The following is a 20,699-nucleotide window of genomic DNA, read 5'->3' as shown; positions in this document are numbered from 1 at the left end:
CGCGCTTACTTAAAATTGTTATTTCTTATTCGTTCCAAACTTTTTATAAGCTTATTTTATTAAAAGCCGGGATAAATCCTCGGCTTTTTACTATTTTTTCTTTAAATCATTTATTTCTTTCTGCATATATAACATCTCTTTAGCTAAAGATAAAATTATTTCTGCTGCCATTAATTGATCTTCAGCATGCATAAGTATTAATGAAAACTCTTGCTTATTTCCTTTTGCTTCTTCTTGTATAAGTTGTGCATGTGACTTATGTCCTTCTCTCATAAACACGGATGCATCTTCAAGTAATTTTTCTGCCTCTTCTACATTTCCGCCTCTTCCTTTAATTAAAGCCTGGATTCCCATACTCTTTGCCGTTCCAACATTACTAATAATATTGAAAGCTATTAACTCCATTCCTTCCATTTTAAACCACCTTATTTCATTAAATCTATAGCGAAAGTTAAAACTTTGTCAGCATTCATTCTGCCATAATCAACCATACTAATAACTTCTACTGATATCTTATTTTCTACTGTCTCTTTTACACTGTCTTTCATAAATCCAATTTGAGGTCCTAGTAAAATTACATCAGCACTTTGCCAACATTGAGATAAATCTGTCGAAGGTATAGCTTCTATTGTTACTTCTATACCCTTTTCTTTTGCCACTCTAATCATCTTTTGTACAAGCATTGATGTTGACATTCCTGCATTACATACTAATAATATTTTTTTCATAACAAAACATCTCCCTTTTATTTTTATATTCTTTCTATTTATTCTTCAATCTGTTTTTTCTCTGCAACCTTTAAAAAAGGAATATATAGTAAGACTGTAAGTGCAATCATAATTATTTGAAATACTGAAGCTCTCCAATCTCCACCGGTTGCTAGAAATCCTGATAAAATTGGTGGAGTCGTCCAAGGTGTTTGAATTACTACTGGTGACATCCATCCTGCCTCAGTCACTAAGTATGCAACAGTTAAGCAAATTGGTGAAGCTAATACAAATGGAATCATTAGTGTTAAATCAAATACTATTGGTAAACCAAATATAACTGGCTCATTAATATTAAATATACCTGGTGCTGTGGAAAGTTTAGCAATATCTCTATAATCCTTTCTCTTTGAGAATAAGAATATAGCAATTAATAACGCAATAGTATTACCTGATCCACCCATTACTCCAAATGTGTCCTTAAATGACATGCTAATTATGTGAGGGATAGGTTGACCTTGAGCAAAAGCAGTCATATTTTCATTCATAGCTGTGTATAATACTGGATCCATAATTGGCGCAATTACCCCTCCTGGATGTATCCCTATTGCAAATAATAAATTAGACAACAGCATTAATATTATAAATCCTGGTAAACTAGTAACTAGAGCTACCAATGGTCGTTGTATTGTTTTTAAGATCAGTGAATTTATATCTGTCCCAAAAAGTTGTTTTATTGCAAATGACACTACAGCAAAAATTAGAATAGTAATCATTATAGGTATTAAACTATTAAAAGACTTTGTAACGGCTGGAGGTACTGCTTCTCCACCTATATTAATCTTAAGTTTTTCATTTTTAGATAACCACATAAATAATTCAGTTGATAATAGTGACGTTATAATACCTACGAACATCCCACCTGAATTAGTGGAACTATAAGAAATAACTCCTGCAACTTTAACTGCCTCTTTAACTCCTACAGGTGTAGTTGAAATCACAAATGGTAATAAAACAACAAATATTGAAATAGCTAGAAGCGCTGGTGCTATTGGATTTTCAAATTTCCTATTTATTGCTAGATGATATGCACATGCACCCGCTAGCAATACTGCTAAGAAATTTAAAGTACCATTATTAATAGATGTTCCAACATCTTGCCAAGTAGTTAATGTTGCTGGATTAATTATTTTAGACATAAATCCTGTTGGTTCAATAACAACATAGTTAATGAAAATCATTAAGCCTGCAATAATAATGAATGGAATTAGTGATGCAAATGCATCTCTAAGTGATCTCAAGTGTATTTCTCCACCTAACTTTTGCGATGCTTTCCCTAGTTTTTCAAAAAATTTGTTCATCAATATTCCCCCTTTTTTATTCTTCAAAACCATTATTTGTAGCTAACAGTTTATAAAACTCTCCACTTTTCTTTACTGTTCTCTTTTGAGTTTTTAAATCTAAACTAACTAAACCATACCTATTTTTATATGCATTCATCCATGACCAACAATCAATGAATGTCCATAGATGATATCCTTTTATATTACATCCCTCTTCAATTGCTTTATGAACATATTTTAAATGTCCCTTAATAAAATTAATTCTGTATTCATCATTAATTTGTCCATTTTCAAGAAAACGTTCTTCATCAGTGACACCCATACCATTTTCGGATATAAAAGCTTCTATATTTCCATAATTTTCTTTAACATCATTACAAAGATCTAGTATTCCTTTCTCGTATATTTCCCATCCTCTATAATTATTAAACTTTCTTCCTGGCATTATATATGGATCAAAAAACCATTCTGGCATAAATGGAGAATTAGGATTAACAGCATTTTCTCTCGCCTTTGCTCTTCTTGGTTCATAATAATTTATTCCTAAAATTTGAGCTGTATTTTCTTTAATTATTTTTAGCTCATCATCTGTATATATAGGAATTTGATTATATTTTTTAAGAGTATCAACTAACTTCTTAGGAAATTCGCCTTTTACACAAGGATCTAAGAAGCTTCTATTATAAAATAAGTCACAATATTCTGCTGCCTCCACATCATACTTATTTGAACTTCTTGGATAAGTAGGACTAAGATTTAATATTACTCCAATTTTAGATTTTAGATTGTGTTTTTTAAATCTTTCAATGGCTTTTGCATGTGCAAGAATTGTATTAAAAGCTACTTGTGCACCCCTCTTAAAATCTATTATGTTTGGATAGTGAAAATCTTGTAAGTACCCTCCAAGTACTGGTCCTAAAGGTTCATTAAATGTAAACCAATGCTCAGCTCTGTCTCCAAATAATTCAAAACACTTATCTGCATAGTTCACATATGCCTCAACGACCTCTTTACTTTCCCATCCTCCCTTTTCCTGCATTACTAACGGCATATCAAAGTGATATAAGTTAATAAAAGGCTTTACATCATTAGCTATAAATGAATTAATTACATTATTATAAAATTCAACTGCTTTTTCATTAACTTCTCCATCTCCATTTGGAAATAATCGAGCCCACGAAATAGACATTCTAAATGAATTATGTCCAAGTTCCTTCATTAATTTGATATCATCTTCATACCTATAGAAGAAATCTGAAGTAATATCTGGTCCAACTTCATCATAGAATCTGTTTTTTTCTAATTGAAACCAATGATCCCAAATAGTTTTTCCTTTATCAGTATTACCTTTGCCTTCTGATTGCTCTGCTGATGAGGCACTCCCCCACCAGAATCCTTCTGGAAATTCATAAAATTTTTTCATAAGTAACTCCCATCTTAATATATATTATGTTTCTCGTCTCGAGCAGAAAACATTTTCAATTATGATTATATATGTCCTTTCAAAAATAATCAATACCTTTTTTAAAAAGATATATACCTTTTATAAAAAGATATATAAATACCAGTATATTTTTATTTATATCTGATATATAATATATGTGTGGAAACAATTGAGAAAGGAAGATTATATATGCCGCCTAAATACAAAGTAGTATATGAAGATATAAAGAATAAGATAAATAACTATATTTATAAAACCAATGAAAAAATTCCAGATGGAGATTCTTTAGCTGAATGCTATAATTGCAGTAAACTTACAATAGCTAAAGCATTAGATTTATTAGTTCAAGAAGGTATGCTAATAAGACGACAGGGCTCTGGTACTTACGTTAAAGAAAATCTGTCCAACAGGACTACTATAGAATTAGATAATATTTCAGGTTATTCTAAAAAATTTAGTACAGAGCATCTAAAATCAACTGTGATAGATTTTTCTATTATCACACCACCTAAAGAAATTGCAGAAAAACTTAACATCACCGATGAATATATATATAAAATTTTACGATTACGATCTGTGGATAATGACCCACAAATACTAGAAGAAACTTATATGCCTATTTATGTTATACCTGGACTAAAAGAACACCATTTAGAAGGCTCTATTTATGATTACATAACAAATGAACTTGGATTTAAAATTCAAAGCGCCCACATCTCTATAAAAGGTGATGAGGCTAACTCTAACGATAAACTTTATTTAAATTTGACAGAGTCTGACTTTATTATAGAGCTTGAGAAAATATGTTATTTAGAAAATGGTAAGATTTTCGAATATTCGAAAACGCACCATAGATATGACGTTTTCAAATTCAATACTGTTTTAGTAAATAATATTTAAATTAATTCCTTCTTCTGTGTAGCTTATTGTATTATCATCTAATTAAAATTCATGATTTATGGACTACCAGTGACAATAAAAACCCACGACCAACTGTAAGCAGCTATTTAAGCCACATACAATTGGTCGTGGGTTTCATGTTGGAGGTGATACACCACCTTTTAAATCCACCATAAATTTTATTTTTCGACTGCTTCCTTATTCTATATTATAATTAAAATGATATTACTTATTCTATACTAATTAATGAATGAATGGAGATGAATTCTAGTTGAATTACGTATATAACATATTAGTTCAATTCGTAGATAGAGTCGCACTACTGCTTATGTGTTTATTTGTTATAACAAGATTTGGAGGCTTTAGAGAAATATTTAGTAGGGACAATTATAGCAAAAGAGACTATTTAATTGCTTGTATAGTATTTTCTCTATTTGCCATAATAGCTAATTATACAGGACTTAATGTTGAAGGCTCTCTCGTAAATGTTCGGACAATAACTATAGTATCTGGAGGTATAATATTTGGACCAGTAGTTGGAATTGTAGCCGGAGTACTATCTGGTGTACATAGATATTTAATAGATGTAGGGGGTATAACTTCAATCCCATGTCTTATAAGCAGTATAACAGCAGGAATAATATCTGGATATATTAACAGAAAGATTCAACGAAACTATAGATGGATATCTGGAATAATAGCAGGGGTGTTTTCTGAAACCATTACAATGATTCTTATACTTTTATTAAGCAGACCTTTTTCTTTAGGCATTGATATAGTATCTAAAATAGCATTACCAATGATACTAGGTCAAATTAGTGTAGGCTTTATTGTTCAATTAATTCAAAGTATAGAGGACGATAAAGAGAAAATAGCTGCTAGACAAGCAAAACTGGCACTTGATATAGCTAATAAGACTCTCCCTTACTTTAGAAATATAAATAGTGATTCTCTAAATAAGATATGCACTGTCATAAGAGATGATATTGATGCTGACGCAGTATCAATAACTGATACAAAAAATATATTAGCTTATATCGGAGTTGGAAAAGAATATTACAACATTGGACACGAAATAATAACTGAAGTAACTAAAGAGGCAATAAATAGCGATAAAATAATTATAAGAAATAATGGACTGCAAGATAAAAGCTTAATGTTAAAGTCTGCAATTATAATACCTCTTAAAGTGAAGAACGAAGTTATAGGAGCCTTAAAAATATATTATAAAACCTCTCATAGAATAACTTATTCTCTACAAGCTCTTGCTGTTGGACTTTCTCAAATTATATCAACATTAATGGAAGTATCAAAGGTTGAACAAATGAAAACAATGGCTAATAAAGCAGAGCTTAAAGCTCTTCAGAGGCAGATAAACCCACACTTTTTATTTAATGCCCTAAACGCTATAACTTCCTTTATTAGAATAGATCCAAATAAAGCAAGAGAACTTATAATAAACCTAGCTAGTTATTTGAGATATAATTTAGAGATAAACAGTGAATTTATAGATATTAAGAAAGAATTAAAACAAGTTAAAGATTATATAGAAATTGAGAAGGCGAGATTTGGAAATAAATTAAATATAGTCTATGATGTAGATAATGTAGATATCGATATACCAAGTCTTACAATACAGCCTCTAGTAGAAAATGCTATAATTCATGGTATTTTAAAAGATAAGGGAGCGGGCACAGTAAAAATAATTGTAAAGGATAGAGGTGAAAAAGTAAAAATCTCTATAATAGATAGTGGTGTTGGCATAAGTGAAGAGGCAATTAAAAATATATATAAAGATGCAGTGCCTGAAAATAAAATAGGACTTTACAATGTACATTTAAGAATTAAACTTATTTATGGGGAAGGACTTATTATAGAAAGATTAGAAAAGGGAACTAAAATAGAATTTTACATAAAGAGAAGGTGATCATATGAAAGCTATAATAGTTGAAGATGAGTTTTTAGCACGAGAAGAGCTTAAATATTTTATTACAAATTATAGCAATATAGAAATAATAGATGAATTTGAGGACGGAATAGATGTACTTAAATTTATCCAAAATAACGAAGTTGATGTTATATTCATGGATATAAATATCCCCTCATTGGATGGTGTGTTACTTGCTAAAAGTATAAGCAAGTTTTCTAAAAAACCATATATAGTTTTTATAACAGCCTACAAGGAACATGCGGCAGAAGCTTTCGAAATAGAAGCTTTTGACTATATACTAAAGCCTTATTCAGAATCCAGAATTGTATCTATGCTAAAAAAATTGGAGGACCTTAATAAATATAAAGAAAACAACTTAAATAAAGTTAACATACAAAATAAGATAAATTTATGGAAAAACGAAAAAATAATTGTAGTAAATATAGATGATATATATTACTGCGTTGCTGAAGAAAGAATAACCCATGTTTTTACGAAGAAAGACGAGTATTCAGTAAGCTTAGGTATAGCTGAATTTTATGACAGCCTGCCAAAAGATATTTTCTTTAGATGCCATAGATCTTATATTGTTAATATAAATAAAATAAGAGAAATAATACCTTGGTTTAATAATACTTATAATTTAAAACTTCAAGATATAGATTATCAAATACCTGTAAGCAGAAGTAACATAAAAGAGTTTAAACAGCTTATGAATATATAAATGTATTCTATGTAATTTTCTATGCATTTCGTTCAATAAAGAATAATTTTATATTACACCGATTTATAATGATGGTAATGAAACAGACAACATAAAAAGTTAAATTTCAATAGTGTTGTAAATACCTTCTAAAATCTACTTGTTAATATATTAATTAAGGAGCGATGAACGATATGAATGAAAAACATGAAAACCGTTGGTTAATAGTTTTAGGTACAGTAATTGCCCAATTGGGACTCGGAACAATTTATACTTGGAGTTTATTTAATCAGCCTCTAGTAGACAAATTTGGATGGCAGTTAAATAAAGTAACTATTACTTTCTCTATAACTAGTTTTGCTTTAGCATTCGCTACATTAGCTGGAGGTAAACTTCAAGAAAAACTAGGAATTAGAAAACTTATATCAATTTCAGGTTTAATCTTAGGGATTGGTCTAATATTAACATCTAAAGTAACTTCACTAACAATGTTATATGTTACAGCTGGCATAATAGTTGGAGCCGCAGATGGTATTGCATATCTTACATCACTTTCAAATTGTATTAAGTGGTTTCCAGAAAAAAAAGGACTTATCTCAGGAATATCAGTTGGAGCCTATGGAACTGGAAGTTTAATATTTAAATATATTAATGGAAGTTTAATATATAGTAATGGTGTTTCAGAAGCATTTTTATATTGGGGAATTATAGCTATGATATTGGTTGTTATTGGTGCCCAGTTATTAAAAGATGCTCCAATAGTAAGTTCTATTATTAATAACACTAATAATAATTCAAATGAAAAAGATTTTTCAGTAAAAGAAATGCTTAAGACTAAAGATGCGTACTTTTTATTTTTAATATTCTTCACATCTTGCATGAGCGGTCTTTATTTAATAGGAATTGTTAAAGATATCGGTGTTCAATTAGCTGGACTTACACCTGCTGTGGCAGCAAATGCAGTAGCTATGGTTGCAATCTTTAATACAGCTGGAAGAATTATATTAGGAGCTTTATCAGATAAACTTGGCAGATTAAACGTACTAATTTTTACCCTTACTGTTACAACTGCTTCAGTATTTGTTTTAAGCTTTGTACATTTAGATTTTATAATTTTCTTTATATGTGTTGCTTCAATTGCATTTTGCTTCGGCGGAAATATTACAGTATTTCCTACTATCGTAGGTGATTTCTTCGGTTCTAAAAATCAAACTAAAAACTATGGAATTATATATCAAGGATTTGGTTTTGGAGCTCTTTCGGGTTCGTTCATTGCAACATTAGCAGGAGGCTTTATACCTACCTTTATAATTGTTGGAGGTTTATGCATAGTATCGATAATTTTAACTTATATGATGAACCCAACAAAATTTAATACTTATTTTGAACGAACTCATAGATTAGTAGAAGAAATTTCATAAACATTGCCCAATTAACACATATATTGCATCTTCTCAACCATGAATAAATTTGTTAACAATTATTTCTTAAAAATTAAATATATTAGCGATATCTTGTAGGTATTTTTATTTTCTTTCTAATTTACTGCTTTCTATCAATTAAAATATTCTATGTTACTTATAGCGCGATTCACTATTAATAATTCTAAATATACAAAATAAAAGACCCACGAAAATCCAAATTTGATATGCTCCCTTTATAGTAAACAGTTAAAATAATAAAACTGTTTCTATAAAGGGAGTATTTTAATGTCAAGAAAAACGAAATGTTCTCTGGAAGAGAAATTGAAAGTAATTAAAGAATACCTATCAGGAGAAAAAGCAGTTATACAGATATGCGATGAGATGGGAATTCATAGTGCCACATTTTATGACTGGTTGAAAATATATAATGATGTTGGTGAAGCAAATTTAATAGTTTCTACAAAAAACAAATATTATTGCGATTCGCTTAAACTTAATGCAGTTAAAGATTATCTAGCTGGAAAAGGCTCTTTAAGAAATATATGCTGCACATATGAAATTTCATCTCCTCGTGTTCTCAGCGATTGGATTAAGAAGTATAATGGTCATAAAACAATTAAATCTCATAATAAGCAAGGGAATAGAATTATGACTAATGGAAGAAAGACTACTTATGAAGAAAGAATTGAGATTGTTGCATTCTGCATTTCGAATAATGATGATTATCAAGCTACTGCTGATAAATTTAATGTTTCTTATCAACAAGTTTATACCTGGGTAAGAAAATACAAAGCTAATGGATATGAAGAGCTAATAGATCGTCGCGGTAAGCGTAAAGATACTGATGAGATTACTGAGTCTGATAAATTATCCGCACAATTAAAACTTATTGAAGCAGAAAATAGACGTTTAAAGATGGAGATTGATTTCTTAAAAAAATTGAAAGAAGTAGAAAGAAGGCGATAAGCACTAAAAGACTCCAAGAATATAAATATATTTCTATAAAAGAATTACATGAAAAAAATGGCTATCCAATAGCTGATCTATGCAATTTAGCTGGGATTGCACGATCATCTTACTACAAATGGATTAACCGTTCAGAGACTGAATTAGATAAGGAAAATTCAATAATACTAAAAGAGATTGTTAAGCTTTATGAAGATGTAAATGGTATCTATGGATACCGTCGGATAACAATGAATATAAATAGACTCCTGGATAAACAGTATAATCATAAACGAATTTATAGATTAATGAAATCTATTAACATGAGATCAGTTATAAGAAAAAAGAGAAAGCATTATATTCAAAGTACTCCACAAATTACAGCAGAAAACAAATTAAATAGAGAATTTTATGCAAAGAAACCAAATGAAAAATGGTTAACAGATGTTACTGAATTTAAACTACTTAATGGTAAAAAGGCTTACCTTAGCGCAATATTTGATTTAGCAGTAAGTGCTAATCCGACTGCAAAGCCACTGTTTCATAGTGACAGAGGATTTCAGTATACTAATAAGGACTTTCAAAGCTAAACTTGATAAAATCAAAGCAACTCAAAGCATGTCACGTGTCAGCAGATGTATCGACAACGGACCAATGGAAGGTTTTTGGGGAACTCTAAAATGTGAGATGTACTATTTGCAAAAATTTTATACATATGAAGAATTGAGACAAGCAATTGATGAATACATAGTTTTCTATAATACAAAAAGACTACAGAAAAACTTAAAAGGTCTGACTCCAATTGAATATCGAAATCAGACCTTGGTTTCATAATTTTTTGTTTTTTCATCTGTCTACTTGACAGGGGGCAGTTCAATTTTAGATTTTCGTGGGATTCATAATGTAGGCGAGGCATGGCCCTTAAAATCCAAAAAAGAATTATTTATTAACGCGAACTCAATCCATGTTTACATATAATGATTTAATCGATATTATTCTCATTAATTTTATACAGAAGGGCTCTCCGTGAAATCTGAAGGAGCTTTGCAGCCTGTGTGCGGTTTCCACCTGTTCGTTCTATAGCTTCGGATATATGACGCTTTTCAACTTCTAGCAATACTTCTCGCAAAGGTTTGAAAGAATCATCTCCCAGAATAATGGTACCATCCGCTTCTACATCTTCTACTTTTATGCTAAGTGGAAGATTTTCCGGCAAAATAACACGGGTGTTGCTCATAATAATAGCGTGTTCTACTGCATTTTCTAATTCCCTGATATTTCCTGGCCAAGAATAGTTACGAAAAATATCCAAAACCTCTGGAGCGAAAAACATACCATTCCGTCCTACTTCTACAGAAAAACGTTTTAAAAAGTAATCAGCTAGTAAAACAATATCTTCTCCCCTTTCGCAAAGTGGAGGTAAACATATTGAAACAACATTAAGTCGATAATATAGATCCTTCCGAAAAGACTTTTCAGATATCTCTTTATTCAGATCACGGTTTGTTGCTGCAATAATACGTACATTTGTATGAAATGTTTTTGTACCACCAACACGTTCAAACTCTTTTTCTTGCAACACCCTAAGAAGTTTTACCTGAAGATTTGGACTCATCTCCGCAATCTCATCTAAAAAAAGTGTCCCTCCTTCAGCCAGTTCAAATTTCCCTGGTTTTTGAAAAAATGCACTTGTAAATGCTCCCTTCTCATGTCCAAATATCTCACTCTCTAATAAACCTTCTGGAATCGAACCACAATTCACTTGAATGAATGGCTTTTCTCTCCTGTCACTCGCATAGTGAATAGCCTTAGCAACCATTCCTTTACCTGTCCCACTTTCGCCTGTTAGCAATACCGTAGCTTTTGAATTCGCTACTCGTCCAATTATTTTATATACTTCTTGGATTTTAGAGCTTTCCCCAACAATTTTACCTGGGGTCATTGCTGTCATTCCCATTTCTTTTACTTCCTGCGTAAGGTATACAACTTCTTTAGTCAATTGTTGCATGCGAATAGCTCTACTTACAATAATTTTAACTTCATCAAGGTTAAAAGGCTTTAATATATAGTCATAAGCACCGTGTTTCATAGCATTAACTGCAGTTTCCGAACTTCCAAATGCAGTCATAAGAATAATTGGCAAGCTAGGCTTAATTTTATGAATTTCATAAAATGCCTGCAACCCATCCACTTCTGGCATACGGATATCAAGGATAGCGACATCATAGTGATTTTCCTGCGCCATACAAAGTGCCTCTTTTCCATTTTTAACAGTATCTACTTCATATCCAGCCTTATTTAATGCTGTTTGAAGTACCATTCTCAAGCTTAGCTCATCATCAGCTACTAAAACACGAACACTTTCTGTCATATTGTAATCAGCCTTTCTTTTTATAAACATAATTATTAATCTACTTTAGTTATACAACATTTTACAGTATATATCAATATTCAACCAAATTCCATATTTAAATCAAATATTTAAAATATGGAATTTAGTTGAATATAATAATAAACTTTTCACAAAAAACTTTTCATTTTTAAAAGAAAAGTATCTATAATTTAAATTTACTTATAGCTTCATGCAAGTCTTCAGATAGTTTTAGTAAGTTCTGGCTTGATCCAGCAATTTCATACATTGATGCAGATTGTTCTTCCGTTGTTGCAGTTACTGTTTGTGTTTTCTCTGCAGTGTCACCCCCAATTTTTTCTATCTTATGGATTGAAGTAACAATCTTATTACTGTTTGATGATATTTGTCCTACCGTCTCAGATACACTTCTTACTTGGGCTGCTACACACTCAACTGCCTGTGATATTTGACTAAATGCCTTACCTGTTGAATTTACAACATCAGTTCCATTTTTTACTTCTTGAGTTCCTTCTTTCATTACAATTATAACATCGTCAGTTTCTCTTTGAATATCGCCAATAAGTTTTGCTATCCGCATTGATGCTATACTAGACTCCTCAGAAAGTTTTCGTACTTCTTCTGCCACTACGGCAAATCCTTTTCCTGCTTCTCCTGCGCATGCTGCTTCTATTGCTGCATTTAGTGCCAAAAGATTTGTTTGTTTAGCTATAGTAGATATTGTATCTACTATCTGTCCTATTTCCTTTGAGCTTTCACCTAATATTTCAACTACATTTGCTGAGCTGTTAACAGCTTTTTCAATCTTAGCCATCTGGACAATTACTTCACTAACAGCTTTACTTCCTAATTGTGCAGCATTTGCAGTTTCTCCTACTGTTTCTATCATGCTGTCTGTGTTCTCTGCCATATTCTTTATTTTTTTATCCATCTCTTTAATTTCAGAAGAAGTTTCATTTACAACTTCCATTTGTTTATTAGCACCTTCTGATATATTCATAATAGTTGTTGCTATATGATTTGATGCATCCGAAGTTTGCTCAGAACTTTCAGTTAACAGCTTTGAGGCAGTTGCTACATTATCAGATGATATTGAAACTTGTTCAATTAATCCTCTCAAATTTATTATCATATTTTCAAAAGTTTTAGCGAGTCTGCCAAATTCATTTTTTGAATTAACTCTCACCTTTGCAACACTAAGATCACCATCTGAGATACATAACGCCATATCTTCTATAGCCTTTAATGGTTTTAGAATTTTATTTAACATAAATAGAAATAAAATTATTACTATTACTAAAGTGATTATTAAAGTTAAAGCTGATTTATAAATTTGTTGTGTAAGTGGTCCAGTAAATTCACTTTTAGACACTATCAGACTAACTGTCCAATTAATTCCTGAAACAGGCTTATATGATATATATTGCTTATTAAAGCCATAATATTCAACATTAGTTTCACCTTTGAACATATTTTCATATATTTCTTTTAGTTTTGGTTCAATTTTCTCATCTTTTAATGGATTATATTTAAGAATTAAATCTTTATTAGGATTTGCAATTACTGTTCCATCTGTTAAATTAAGTGAAGCATAACCATTTTGTTTTACTTTTATAGAAGATATGTATTGTACTAATTCATCAAGTTTTACATTACCACCCCAGATAGCTTTAATAGTACCATTAACCTTTATCGGAACAGCAACAACTACAGCCATTTTTCCATCTGCCTTACCAAGTAAAGGATCTGATATCACTGTTTTTCCTGTAGCTAGTAATTCTTTATAATAAGGTCTTTCGCTTATGCTCCCTGTTGTACCTGTAGCCGAATACCAATCTCCATTAGCATCTGAAAGCCAAAATGCACTATATAGAGGAAGACGACTTGTTTCAGAAGACATATAATCTATTATATCCTGCCTACTCCCATTCACAAAAACTGGGCAACTTGCAATACTTTCCATCTCCGACTTTCTAATATCAAGCCACAATCCAATTTCTTTAGCTGTTGATTGAGTGGTAGAAGTCATGCTTGTCTTCACTTCTGTTTCAACCATCTGTTTCGTTTCTATATAACTTGTAACCTCCAGTACGGTCATAGATAAACAAATAATAATTATACTAACAACCGTGAGTAAAGTCTTAATACTTTTCATAAAATCATCCCATCTTTTTATAATTAATATAACGTAATAAATTACTTTTCTTAATGCATAAATACTTCAGACATTTTTTGTATTTCAAATGATACTTTTAAAATTTTATATTACAGTTGAAATCCCTATACCAAAAAGCGACATTAAAGAGTGAGATTATTTTTTGTGAACTCAATGATGAAATTCTATTTATTTTGAGCTACTTTACCATCAGTGCAATATTAATAGCATTAGCTTGTCATACTATTAATATTAACGTGCTCTGTTATGCAACATAATTTTATCTATTTTTAAGATTACAAGTCTTAAATTGTATTTAATATATTTTTCTATATTTAAATTTACACTATACTTCCTTAATTCCACTTTCATAAGGCAAGTATATTGTAAATGTACTTCCAATACCAACTATACTTTCGGCTCGAATGTATCCTTGGTGAATTTCTATGATTTTGTTACTAACAGCAAGTCCTAGTCCCGTACCTGTATCCTTTGTAGTAAAAAAAGGATCAAAAATCCTAGGTAAACTTTCCTGATCAATCCCTTTTCCATTGTCTTCTATGATAATCTCAATCCCTTTAATCACCCTTTGTGTTGTAACTGTAATTTTTCCGTTTTCTTGAGGCATAGCTTGTGTCGCATTTAGTAATAGGTTAACTAAAACTTGTTTAATAAGCTGAGCATCAACTGAAATAGCTTCAATTGATTGATCAAAATGTGTTTCTAAAACAACAATCTCCTTTTTTATACTCGGTAAAAGTAAAAAAAGAGAATTTTCCACAAGTTCGTTGATATTGATTGATGTCACATAGTGTTTTGAAGGTTTAGCAAAATACAAGAGATCTTCAATAACGCCGTTAAGACGATCAACCTCTTTCAATACAACGTTTCCAAAAATCCGTGTCGAATTATCCTTTGGCAATTCATCCACCAAAATTTGCACACTCCCTGAAATAGCTGATAGAGGATTACGTATTTCATGAGCTACACCGGCAGCAAGCTCTCCAACTGCGGCAAGACGATCTAATCTCCTTACATAATCCTCAAAAGCCTTATGCTCTGATAAATCTTTGAAAACTAAAACTACACCCAATACATTATTATTATTACATAGCATAGATGTGCTGACACTAATTGGAATAATTGCACCGTCCGAACGAGTAAATTCTGCTTCATATCCCATAATTTTTTTACCGACACGTAAAGTTTCTAGCACTATGTCAAGAACTTTAGCATTCCCGGAAAATAGATCTTTATAATTAACTCCAATCACATCTTTATTTAATCCCATAATAGACCAAGCAGCAGCGTTTATCTCTGTTATCTTTTCATCATTATCAATTGTAATAATTCCATCTACCATACTCTCCATAATAATTTCTGTATGTGAACGTGTATTCATTAGACTTTGAGCCATTCCATTAATGGCAGAAGCAATCTTTCCAAATTCACCATTAATTTCTGGCAATCGTTGACTTAAATCATTGCCCAAACTAGATAGTCCGTTAATAATACCATTAACGGAATTAGAAACTCTATTTGCTAAAGTCATACTTATACTTAGCCCAACAACTAAAGCAATAGCCAACCCTTCGTACATCACAATTTCCATCTCATTTATTTGACGCTCTATGCTTTCAGTCATTTCATTAGCCCATACGTATCCGATTACATTATTATTTCGAATGATCGGAACCATGGCATTTAGTATATTTCCTCTAACCATCTTACCACTTGCAGTCAAAGGTATCCCCTTTTCCATTACTTCCCGGCCCAAATGTTCTTGACTTATTGATTGTCCAACCGTAGTGTCATATTCAGAACCTGGTCCATATGTAATAATACAATCGAGATCTTTAGAATAATACCCAGCTCCTACTCCGGGATTTCCCGAAACAATTTTTTCCGTAACTCCTGATAGTCTTTGATTAAGTAGTCGTACCTTTTCGTCATGCGAAGCACTCTTAGCTTCTATATATAATAAGGATTCAAAATCACCTTCCATACTAGCATCTAAAGTTCTTGCTATTCCATAGAGCTTGCTTTCCTTCTCTGAATTCATAGCTTTTTCCGCACTATAAATTAGTATATAGCCACTTCCAATAAGCGGTACTACCACCGCAAGTGCAAGAATAATTATAAGCTTATAACGCATACTAAGAAGCCTCATCAGGATACCCCCATAAATATTAATATTTTATACATATATCTCATTTATAATTATGATATTTCTACATTTTCGTGTCAAGCAAGGGCAAATCCTTGCGGCATAATAATTAGATTACCCCACTAAGTAAGCGTTTGTGTTGAAATCTACTTAGCAGGGTATTTATGGACAAGGTATATTCTTCGAATTGCAATTAAGAACTTATTAAATCAACTATTTAAACATATTTTCATCCATAAGCTTTAATTCAGGAGATATTATTGGCTTAAAATCCATATTATCTAGAATATCCTTTTCTAAATTTATTCCTGGAGCTATTTCTTCTAAAAGTAACCCCTCTTTAGTTAACTTAAATACGGCTCTTTCTGTAACATAAAGGACAGTTTGTCCAATACTTGATGCATATTCACCACTAAAAGTAATTTGCTCGACAGCATCCACAAATTTCTTAGCCTTACCTTCATTTTCTATTATTAATTTACCTTCTCCAATTTTTACTTTTAAACCACCAGCTGTAAATGTGCCACAATATATTAACTTCTTAGCATTTTGAGTTATATTAATAAACCCACCACAACCTGCAATCTTAGGTCCAAACTTACTAACATTTATATTACCCGATTTGTCACATTGTGCTAATCCCAAGAAAGCTACATCAAGACCGCCTCCATCATAAAAATCAAATTGACTGGATTGGTCCAGTATGCAAACTGGATTTGTTGAAGCTCCAAAACTTAGCCCACCTGCTGGTACGCCACCTACTCCACCTGGCTCTACAGTTAAAGTCATTTGATCTGCAATACCTTCTTCATTAGCAACTATAGCTATTCCTTCTGGTATGCCAATACCTAAATTAGTAACAGCATTTGGTACTAGTTCCTTAGCACATCTTCTTGCTATTACCTTCCTTTCATTAAGTGGTAATGGTTCTATTGAATCCACTGGTACCTTAGTATCTCCACAATATGCTGGATTAAAGCTTTCACTAAAAGTTTGCATTTGGTTTTCTGTTGATGCAACAACTATAGCATCAACATATATTCCTGGGATTTTAACTTTTCTTGGATCAAGTGAACCTTTAGCTACAACCTTTTCAACTTGTAGTATTACTATTCCCCCTGAATTTTTAGCAGCTTGAGCCATTGCTGTTGCATCAAGTGTTAAAGCCTCTTTTTCCATTGTTGCATTTCCGTCTTCATCTGCATAAGTAGCCCTTAAAAGTACAACATCTATCGGAAATGCTTTATATAGCAAATATTCCTTCTCTTCAATATTAACTACCTTTACAATATCCTCTTTTGTAATTTCATTAAGTTTACCACCTTCAATTCTAGGATCTATAAATGTTTTCAATCCAACATGAGTAATTGTTCCCGGCTTTCCAGCTGCAATGTCTCTATACAAATGTGATATAACTCCTTGAGGTAAATTATATGCTTCTACTTTATTTTCTAAAGCTAGTTTTTGAAGCTTTGGTGTCAATGCCCAATGTCCCCCTATTATTCTGTGAACTAACCCCTCATAACCAAGATGATTTAATCCTCTATCTTTACCATCACCTTGACCAGCTGCAAAAACTAATGTTAAATTGTTAGGAACATGCCTTTTTAAATATTGTTTTTCTATTTCTAATGTAATTTGTTCTGGATGGGCACATCCAACAAATCCACCTACTGCAACAGTAGCTCCATTTTTTATTAAATCAACCGATTGTTCTATAGAGATTACCTTTGACTTCATAATTAATCCCTCCCACTTTATCTTACTTTATTTATTCAACAGCCTTAATTTCTTCAGGTTACTTTTTAGCATCTCTATCTAAGAAATATAAAAGTACTTCCGCACGCTCTTTTTCTTTACTTTCTATAAATTCTGGTAACCAATTATAGAATCCTTGTTTACTCTTCTTTCCACAATTCCCTGATTCAACCATACCTTGCAATAACTTAGATGGCTCAGTATAACTGCACAAATCTTTAAATAAGTATGAAGAAATATTATTGAATATATCTAAACCTCCTAAATCTGCACTACATAATGGTCCAGTAACAGGAAGCCTTCTTCCATGACCATACTCCATAGCTTTATCTACTTCCTCAGGCTTTGCCCAGCCTTTTTCTACTATATATAAAGCTTCTCTAAGCAACGCTAATTGTAGGCGATTTCCTATAAACCCCAAACATTCCTTTTCCATACGAACAGATTTTTTTCCTATAAAATCAACCCATTTCATAACTTTTACTATTGTATCCTCTGATGTTTTTTCTCCTGGAACTACCTCAACTAAAGGAATTAATTGTGGTGGATTCCAAAAATGCGCAACTGCTATTCTCTCTGGATTTTTTGTATATTTAGCTATATCTGTTGGACTTAATCCTGACGTATTAGTTGCTAAAATTACACTTGGTGGACAAAGCTCATCTAATTGCTTAAATATTTCTTGTTTAAGCTCTAAATCTTCTGCCAACGATTCTATTATAAGGTCAACATTTTTAGTAGCTTCTTCAATACTTTTAACTCCTTTTATTTTATTTAGGATTTCTTTATACCCACTATCTTCTAACTTTCCTTCAGCTTTCAAAAGATTTAAACTAGCCTTTATACTATTAAAGCCTCGTTCTAAACTTGCATCTGACCTACCATACATAACTACATTTAACCCAGCCTTGGCAGAAAATAATGCTATACCATGTCCCATAGTTCCGGTACCTAATACTGCTATATTCTTTATATCCATTTTTATCATCCTTTCTCTCCATATATTTAATTTTCCATATAATAATGTTAGTATAATCAAACTTTAACCTTGCAGATTTCAGACTATAGTCTGATACTATTAACTGATAAAAATACGTATAAAATCCGCAAGTATTAAATAAGTTATAAGGGCTAGATTTAAACGTACTTTTTACTTTTTTCAATTGTTAAAATAAAGCTAATCCAACACCAAATATTAAAGCACCTACAATTAAGGTTGTTACACAAAATCCCATAATATCACGAACTTTAAGACCTGCTATAGCTAAAGCTGGTAGTGCCCAGAATGGTTGCGCCATATTCATCCAAGCCTCACCATATGCAATTGCCATAGCTGCTTTCCCCATATCTGCACCAAGTGCTTGCGCAGCTGGCATTATAAATGGCCCTTGTACAACCCAATGTCCACCACCAGATGGAACAAAGAAGTTAATTATTCCTGAACTTAAAAACGCAAAAATTGGGAATGTATGAGTATTTGATATACTAACAAAGCCACTTGTAATCATTCCACCTAATCCTGACAAATCCATCATGCCTTGTATACCCGCATAGAAAGGAAATTGTACCATTATACCAGCTGTTCCTTTTGCTCCATCAACTATAGCCTGCATATAAGATACAGGACTACCATGAAGAATGATACCTGCAAAGAACATAATCATATTTACAGCGTTTACATCCATAGAACCACCATTCATGAAGTAATAAACCATATAGCAAACCCCAAGAATACCAATTAGCCATGCAATAATTCTGCTGTTTTCAACGCGTACTGCAAATGTTTTTTCAGTTATAGTATCAGTACTAGTCTCATTTGCTGCCTCTGCTGCTAATAATGCTGGGTCAATCTCCACAACATCCTCATCTTTAGGCATCATCATTCTTGTCATTAAAGGTAATATTATTATTAAAGTAACAGTTATAAAGATATTAAACGGAGCAAAAATAGTATCACCTAGCGGAATTAATCCGATTGTCGCTTCCATTGGATTCCCTTTAGTTGCTGCCAAAAGTGGAATTGAACCAGATAAGCCTCCATGCCAAGTCATAAAGCCAATATAGGCACACGCAATCAATAAACGATAATCTGTATGTCTCACCTTTTTTGCAACTTCTTTTGCAAGTAAAGCACCAACGATTAGACCAAATCCCCAATTAATAATATTAGCAACCGCTGCAACAAATGTAACAAGCATAATAGCTTGAGCTGGTGTTTTAGGCACTCCTGCAATCTTTTGCAGAATACGTTTAACAGGCGGTGAACTAGCCAATGCATTACCAGTGACTAAAATTAACGCCATTTGCATACCAAATGCTAGAAGATTCCAAAAGCTCTTACCCCAAAATCCTATCATATCAATTGGAGTATGGCCAGTAAATATAATACCTGAAATAAACATAATCAATGTTAAAATCATTGCAAAAACAAGTGGGTCTGGAAGAAATTTTTGAACAATAGCTGTAAAAAATTTAGATAATCCTTTTATCATTTTTTTGCCTCCCTATGTTTAATATTTAACAAACAAGCTTGCTTTGTTACTACACCTTATTTAATAAGCAAAGCATATGCCAAATTCATATTTCTAAGAATTAAAAATAACTTTTAAACAATTAATGTCGTTAAAAAACAAATTTTGCCTTATTAAGACACTTTGACGATTTTATGTTAAGAAAATTTTTTCAAAAATTAAAACATAAAAAAGCGAAAAAGTTCACACTTATATTTATTTCCAAAAATAAGTGTAAACTTTTTATACAATATCTGTGCAAAACTATGCGCACTTTCTATTTTAATGTTTATTCTTCAAAAATACTTAATTACTACTGGTCAAGAATAATTTTTTGATCAG

The 20,699-nt window shown here is 31.7% G+C and carries 17 protein-coding genes; 7 read left to right on the top strand and 10 right to left on the bottom strand.

The window, feature by feature from the left end:
* Positions 1 to 90: 90 nt before the first annotated feature.
* The 4 genes from ACJDTP_RS12445 to ACJDTP_RS12430 are packed head-to-tail and all read right to left on the bottom strand — an operon-like array spanning position 91 to position 3,473.
* The gene (locus ACJDTP_RS12445; protein ID WP_023975627.1) at positions 91 to 414 is read right to left on the bottom strand and encodes a PTS sugar transporter subunit IIA; all 324 of its coding nucleotides are present in this window, start codon (positions 412 to 414) and stop codon (positions 91 to 93) included.
* Between the two features lie 11 nt (positions 415 to 425).
* A complete protein-coding gene (locus ACJDTP_RS12440; protein WP_041898798.1) occupies positions 426 to 728 on the bottom strand; it encodes a PTS sugar transporter subunit IIB in 303 nt (100 codons plus the stop codon).
* Between the two features lie 38 nt (positions 729 to 766).
* On the bottom strand, positions 767 to 2,068 hold the full coding sequence (locus ACJDTP_RS12435) for a PTS sugar transporter subunit IIC (protein ID WP_023975629.1): 1,302 nt from the start codon (positions 2,066 to 2,068) through the stop codon (positions 767 to 769).
* A gap of 16 nt (positions 2,069 to 2,084) precedes the next feature.
* Positions 2,085 to 3,473: a glycoside hydrolase family 1 protein gene (locus ACJDTP_RS12430; RefSeq protein ID WP_023975630.1), complete on the bottom strand. Its 1,389-nt coding sequence runs from the start codon at positions 3,471 to 3,473 to the stop codon at positions 2,085 to 2,087.
* 210 nt (positions 3,474 to 3,683) lie between these two features.
* Between ACJDTP_RS12430 and ACJDTP_RS12425 the strand changes: the two genes are divergently transcribed.
* From ACJDTP_RS12425 to ACJDTP_RS12395, 7 genes are all read left to right on the top strand, one after another.
* Positions 3,684 to 4,394: a GntR family transcriptional regulator gene (locus ACJDTP_RS12425; RefSeq protein ID WP_012059980.1), complete on the top strand. Its 711-nt coding sequence runs from the start codon at positions 3,684 to 3,686 to the stop codon at positions 4,392 to 4,394.
* 271 nt (positions 4,395 to 4,665) lie between these two features.
* Entirely contained in the window at positions 4,666 to 6,321 is a 1,656-nt protein-coding gene (locus ACJDTP_RS12420) for a sensor histidine kinase (protein ID WP_171780461.1), read from the top strand.
* A 4-nt stretch (positions 6,322 to 6,325) separates the two neighbouring features.
* Complete coding sequence (locus ACJDTP_RS12415) at positions 6,326 to 7,048, top strand: LytR/AlgR family response regulator transcription factor (protein WP_039773735.1); 723 nt, start codon at positions 6,326 to 6,328, stop codon at positions 7,046 to 7,048.
* A gap of 173 nt (positions 7,049 to 7,221) precedes the next feature.
* Entirely contained in the window at positions 7,222 to 8,448 is a 1,227-nt protein-coding gene (locus ACJDTP_RS12410) for an L-lactate MFS transporter (protein WP_039773734.1), read from the top strand.
* Between the two features lie 288 nt (positions 8,449 to 8,736).
* Positions 8,737 to 9,417: a helix-turn-helix domain-containing protein gene (locus ACJDTP_RS12405; RefSeq protein WP_406761367.1), complete on the top strand. Its 681-nt coding sequence runs from the start codon at positions 8,737 to 8,739 to the stop codon at positions 9,415 to 9,417.
* A complete protein-coding gene (locus tag ACJDTP_RS12400; RefSeq protein WP_105411306.1) occupies positions 9,390 to 9,986 on the top strand; it encodes an IS3 family transposase in 597 nt (198 codons plus the stop codon). Before ACJDTP_RS12405 ends, ACJDTP_RS12400 begins: the two co-directional genes overlap by 28 nt.
* 28 nt (positions 9,987 to 10,014) lie before the next feature.
* Positions 10,015 to 10,230, top strand: a complete 216-nt coding sequence (locus ACJDTP_RS12395; RefSeq protein ID WP_077836902.1) for an IS3 family transposase — start codon at positions 10,015 to 10,017, stop codon at positions 10,228 to 10,230.
* Between the two features lie 148 nt (positions 10,231 to 10,378).
* Here the strand turns inward: ACJDTP_RS12395 and ACJDTP_RS12390 are convergent, their stop codons facing one another.
* The 6 genes from ACJDTP_RS12390 to ACJDTP_RS12365 form a co-directional block, all read right to left on the bottom strand.
* Positions 10,379 to 11,797: a sigma-54-dependent transcriptional regulator gene (locus ACJDTP_RS12390; RefSeq protein WP_105411308.1), complete on the bottom strand. Its 1,419-nt coding sequence runs from the start codon at positions 11,795 to 11,797 to the stop codon at positions 10,379 to 10,381.
* Positions 11,798 to 11,951: 154 nt separating this feature from the next.
* A complete protein-coding gene (locus ACJDTP_RS12385) occupies positions 11,952 to 13,922 on the bottom strand; it encodes a methyl-accepting chemotaxis protein (RefSeq protein ID WP_031276040.1) in 1,971 nt (656 codons plus the stop codon).
* Positions 13,923 to 14,268: 346 nt separating this feature from the next.
* Positions 14,269 to 16,092, bottom strand: coding sequence for a two-component system sensor histidine kinase AtoS (atoS, locus tag ACJDTP_RS12380; protein WP_406761366.1), 1,824 nt, complete (start codon positions 16,090 to 16,092; stop codon positions 14,269 to 14,271).
* A gap of 210 nt (positions 16,093 to 16,302) precedes the next feature.
* On the bottom strand, positions 16,303 to 17,829 hold the full coding sequence (locus ACJDTP_RS12375) for an acyl CoA:acetate/3-ketoacid CoA transferase (protein WP_406761365.1): 1,527 nt from the start codon (positions 17,827 to 17,829) through the stop codon (positions 16,303 to 16,305).
* Between the two features lie 58 nt (positions 17,830 to 17,887).
* Positions 17,888 to 18,826 (bottom strand): 3-hydroxyacyl-CoA dehydrogenase family protein, encoded by a 939-nt coding sequence (locus tag ACJDTP_RS12370; protein ID WP_406761364.1) that lies wholly within the window; start codon positions 18,824 to 18,826, stop codon positions 17,888 to 17,890.
* Positions 18,827 to 19,013: 187 nt separating this feature from the next.
* Entirely contained in the window at positions 19,014 to 20,339 is a 1,326-nt protein-coding gene (locus tag ACJDTP_RS12365) for a TIGR00366 family protein (protein ID WP_406761363.1), read from the bottom strand.
* Between the last annotated feature and the right edge of the window lie 360 nt (positions 20,340 to 20,699).

This window comes from Candidatus Clostridium helianthi, assembly GCF_045310795.1.
Lineage (GTDB): Bacteria > Bacillota > Clostridia > Clostridiales > Clostridiaceae > Clostridium > Clostridium helianthi.
Note: the sequence above shows the minus strand (reverse complement) of the source record. Positions and strands in the feature narration are given on the sequence as shown.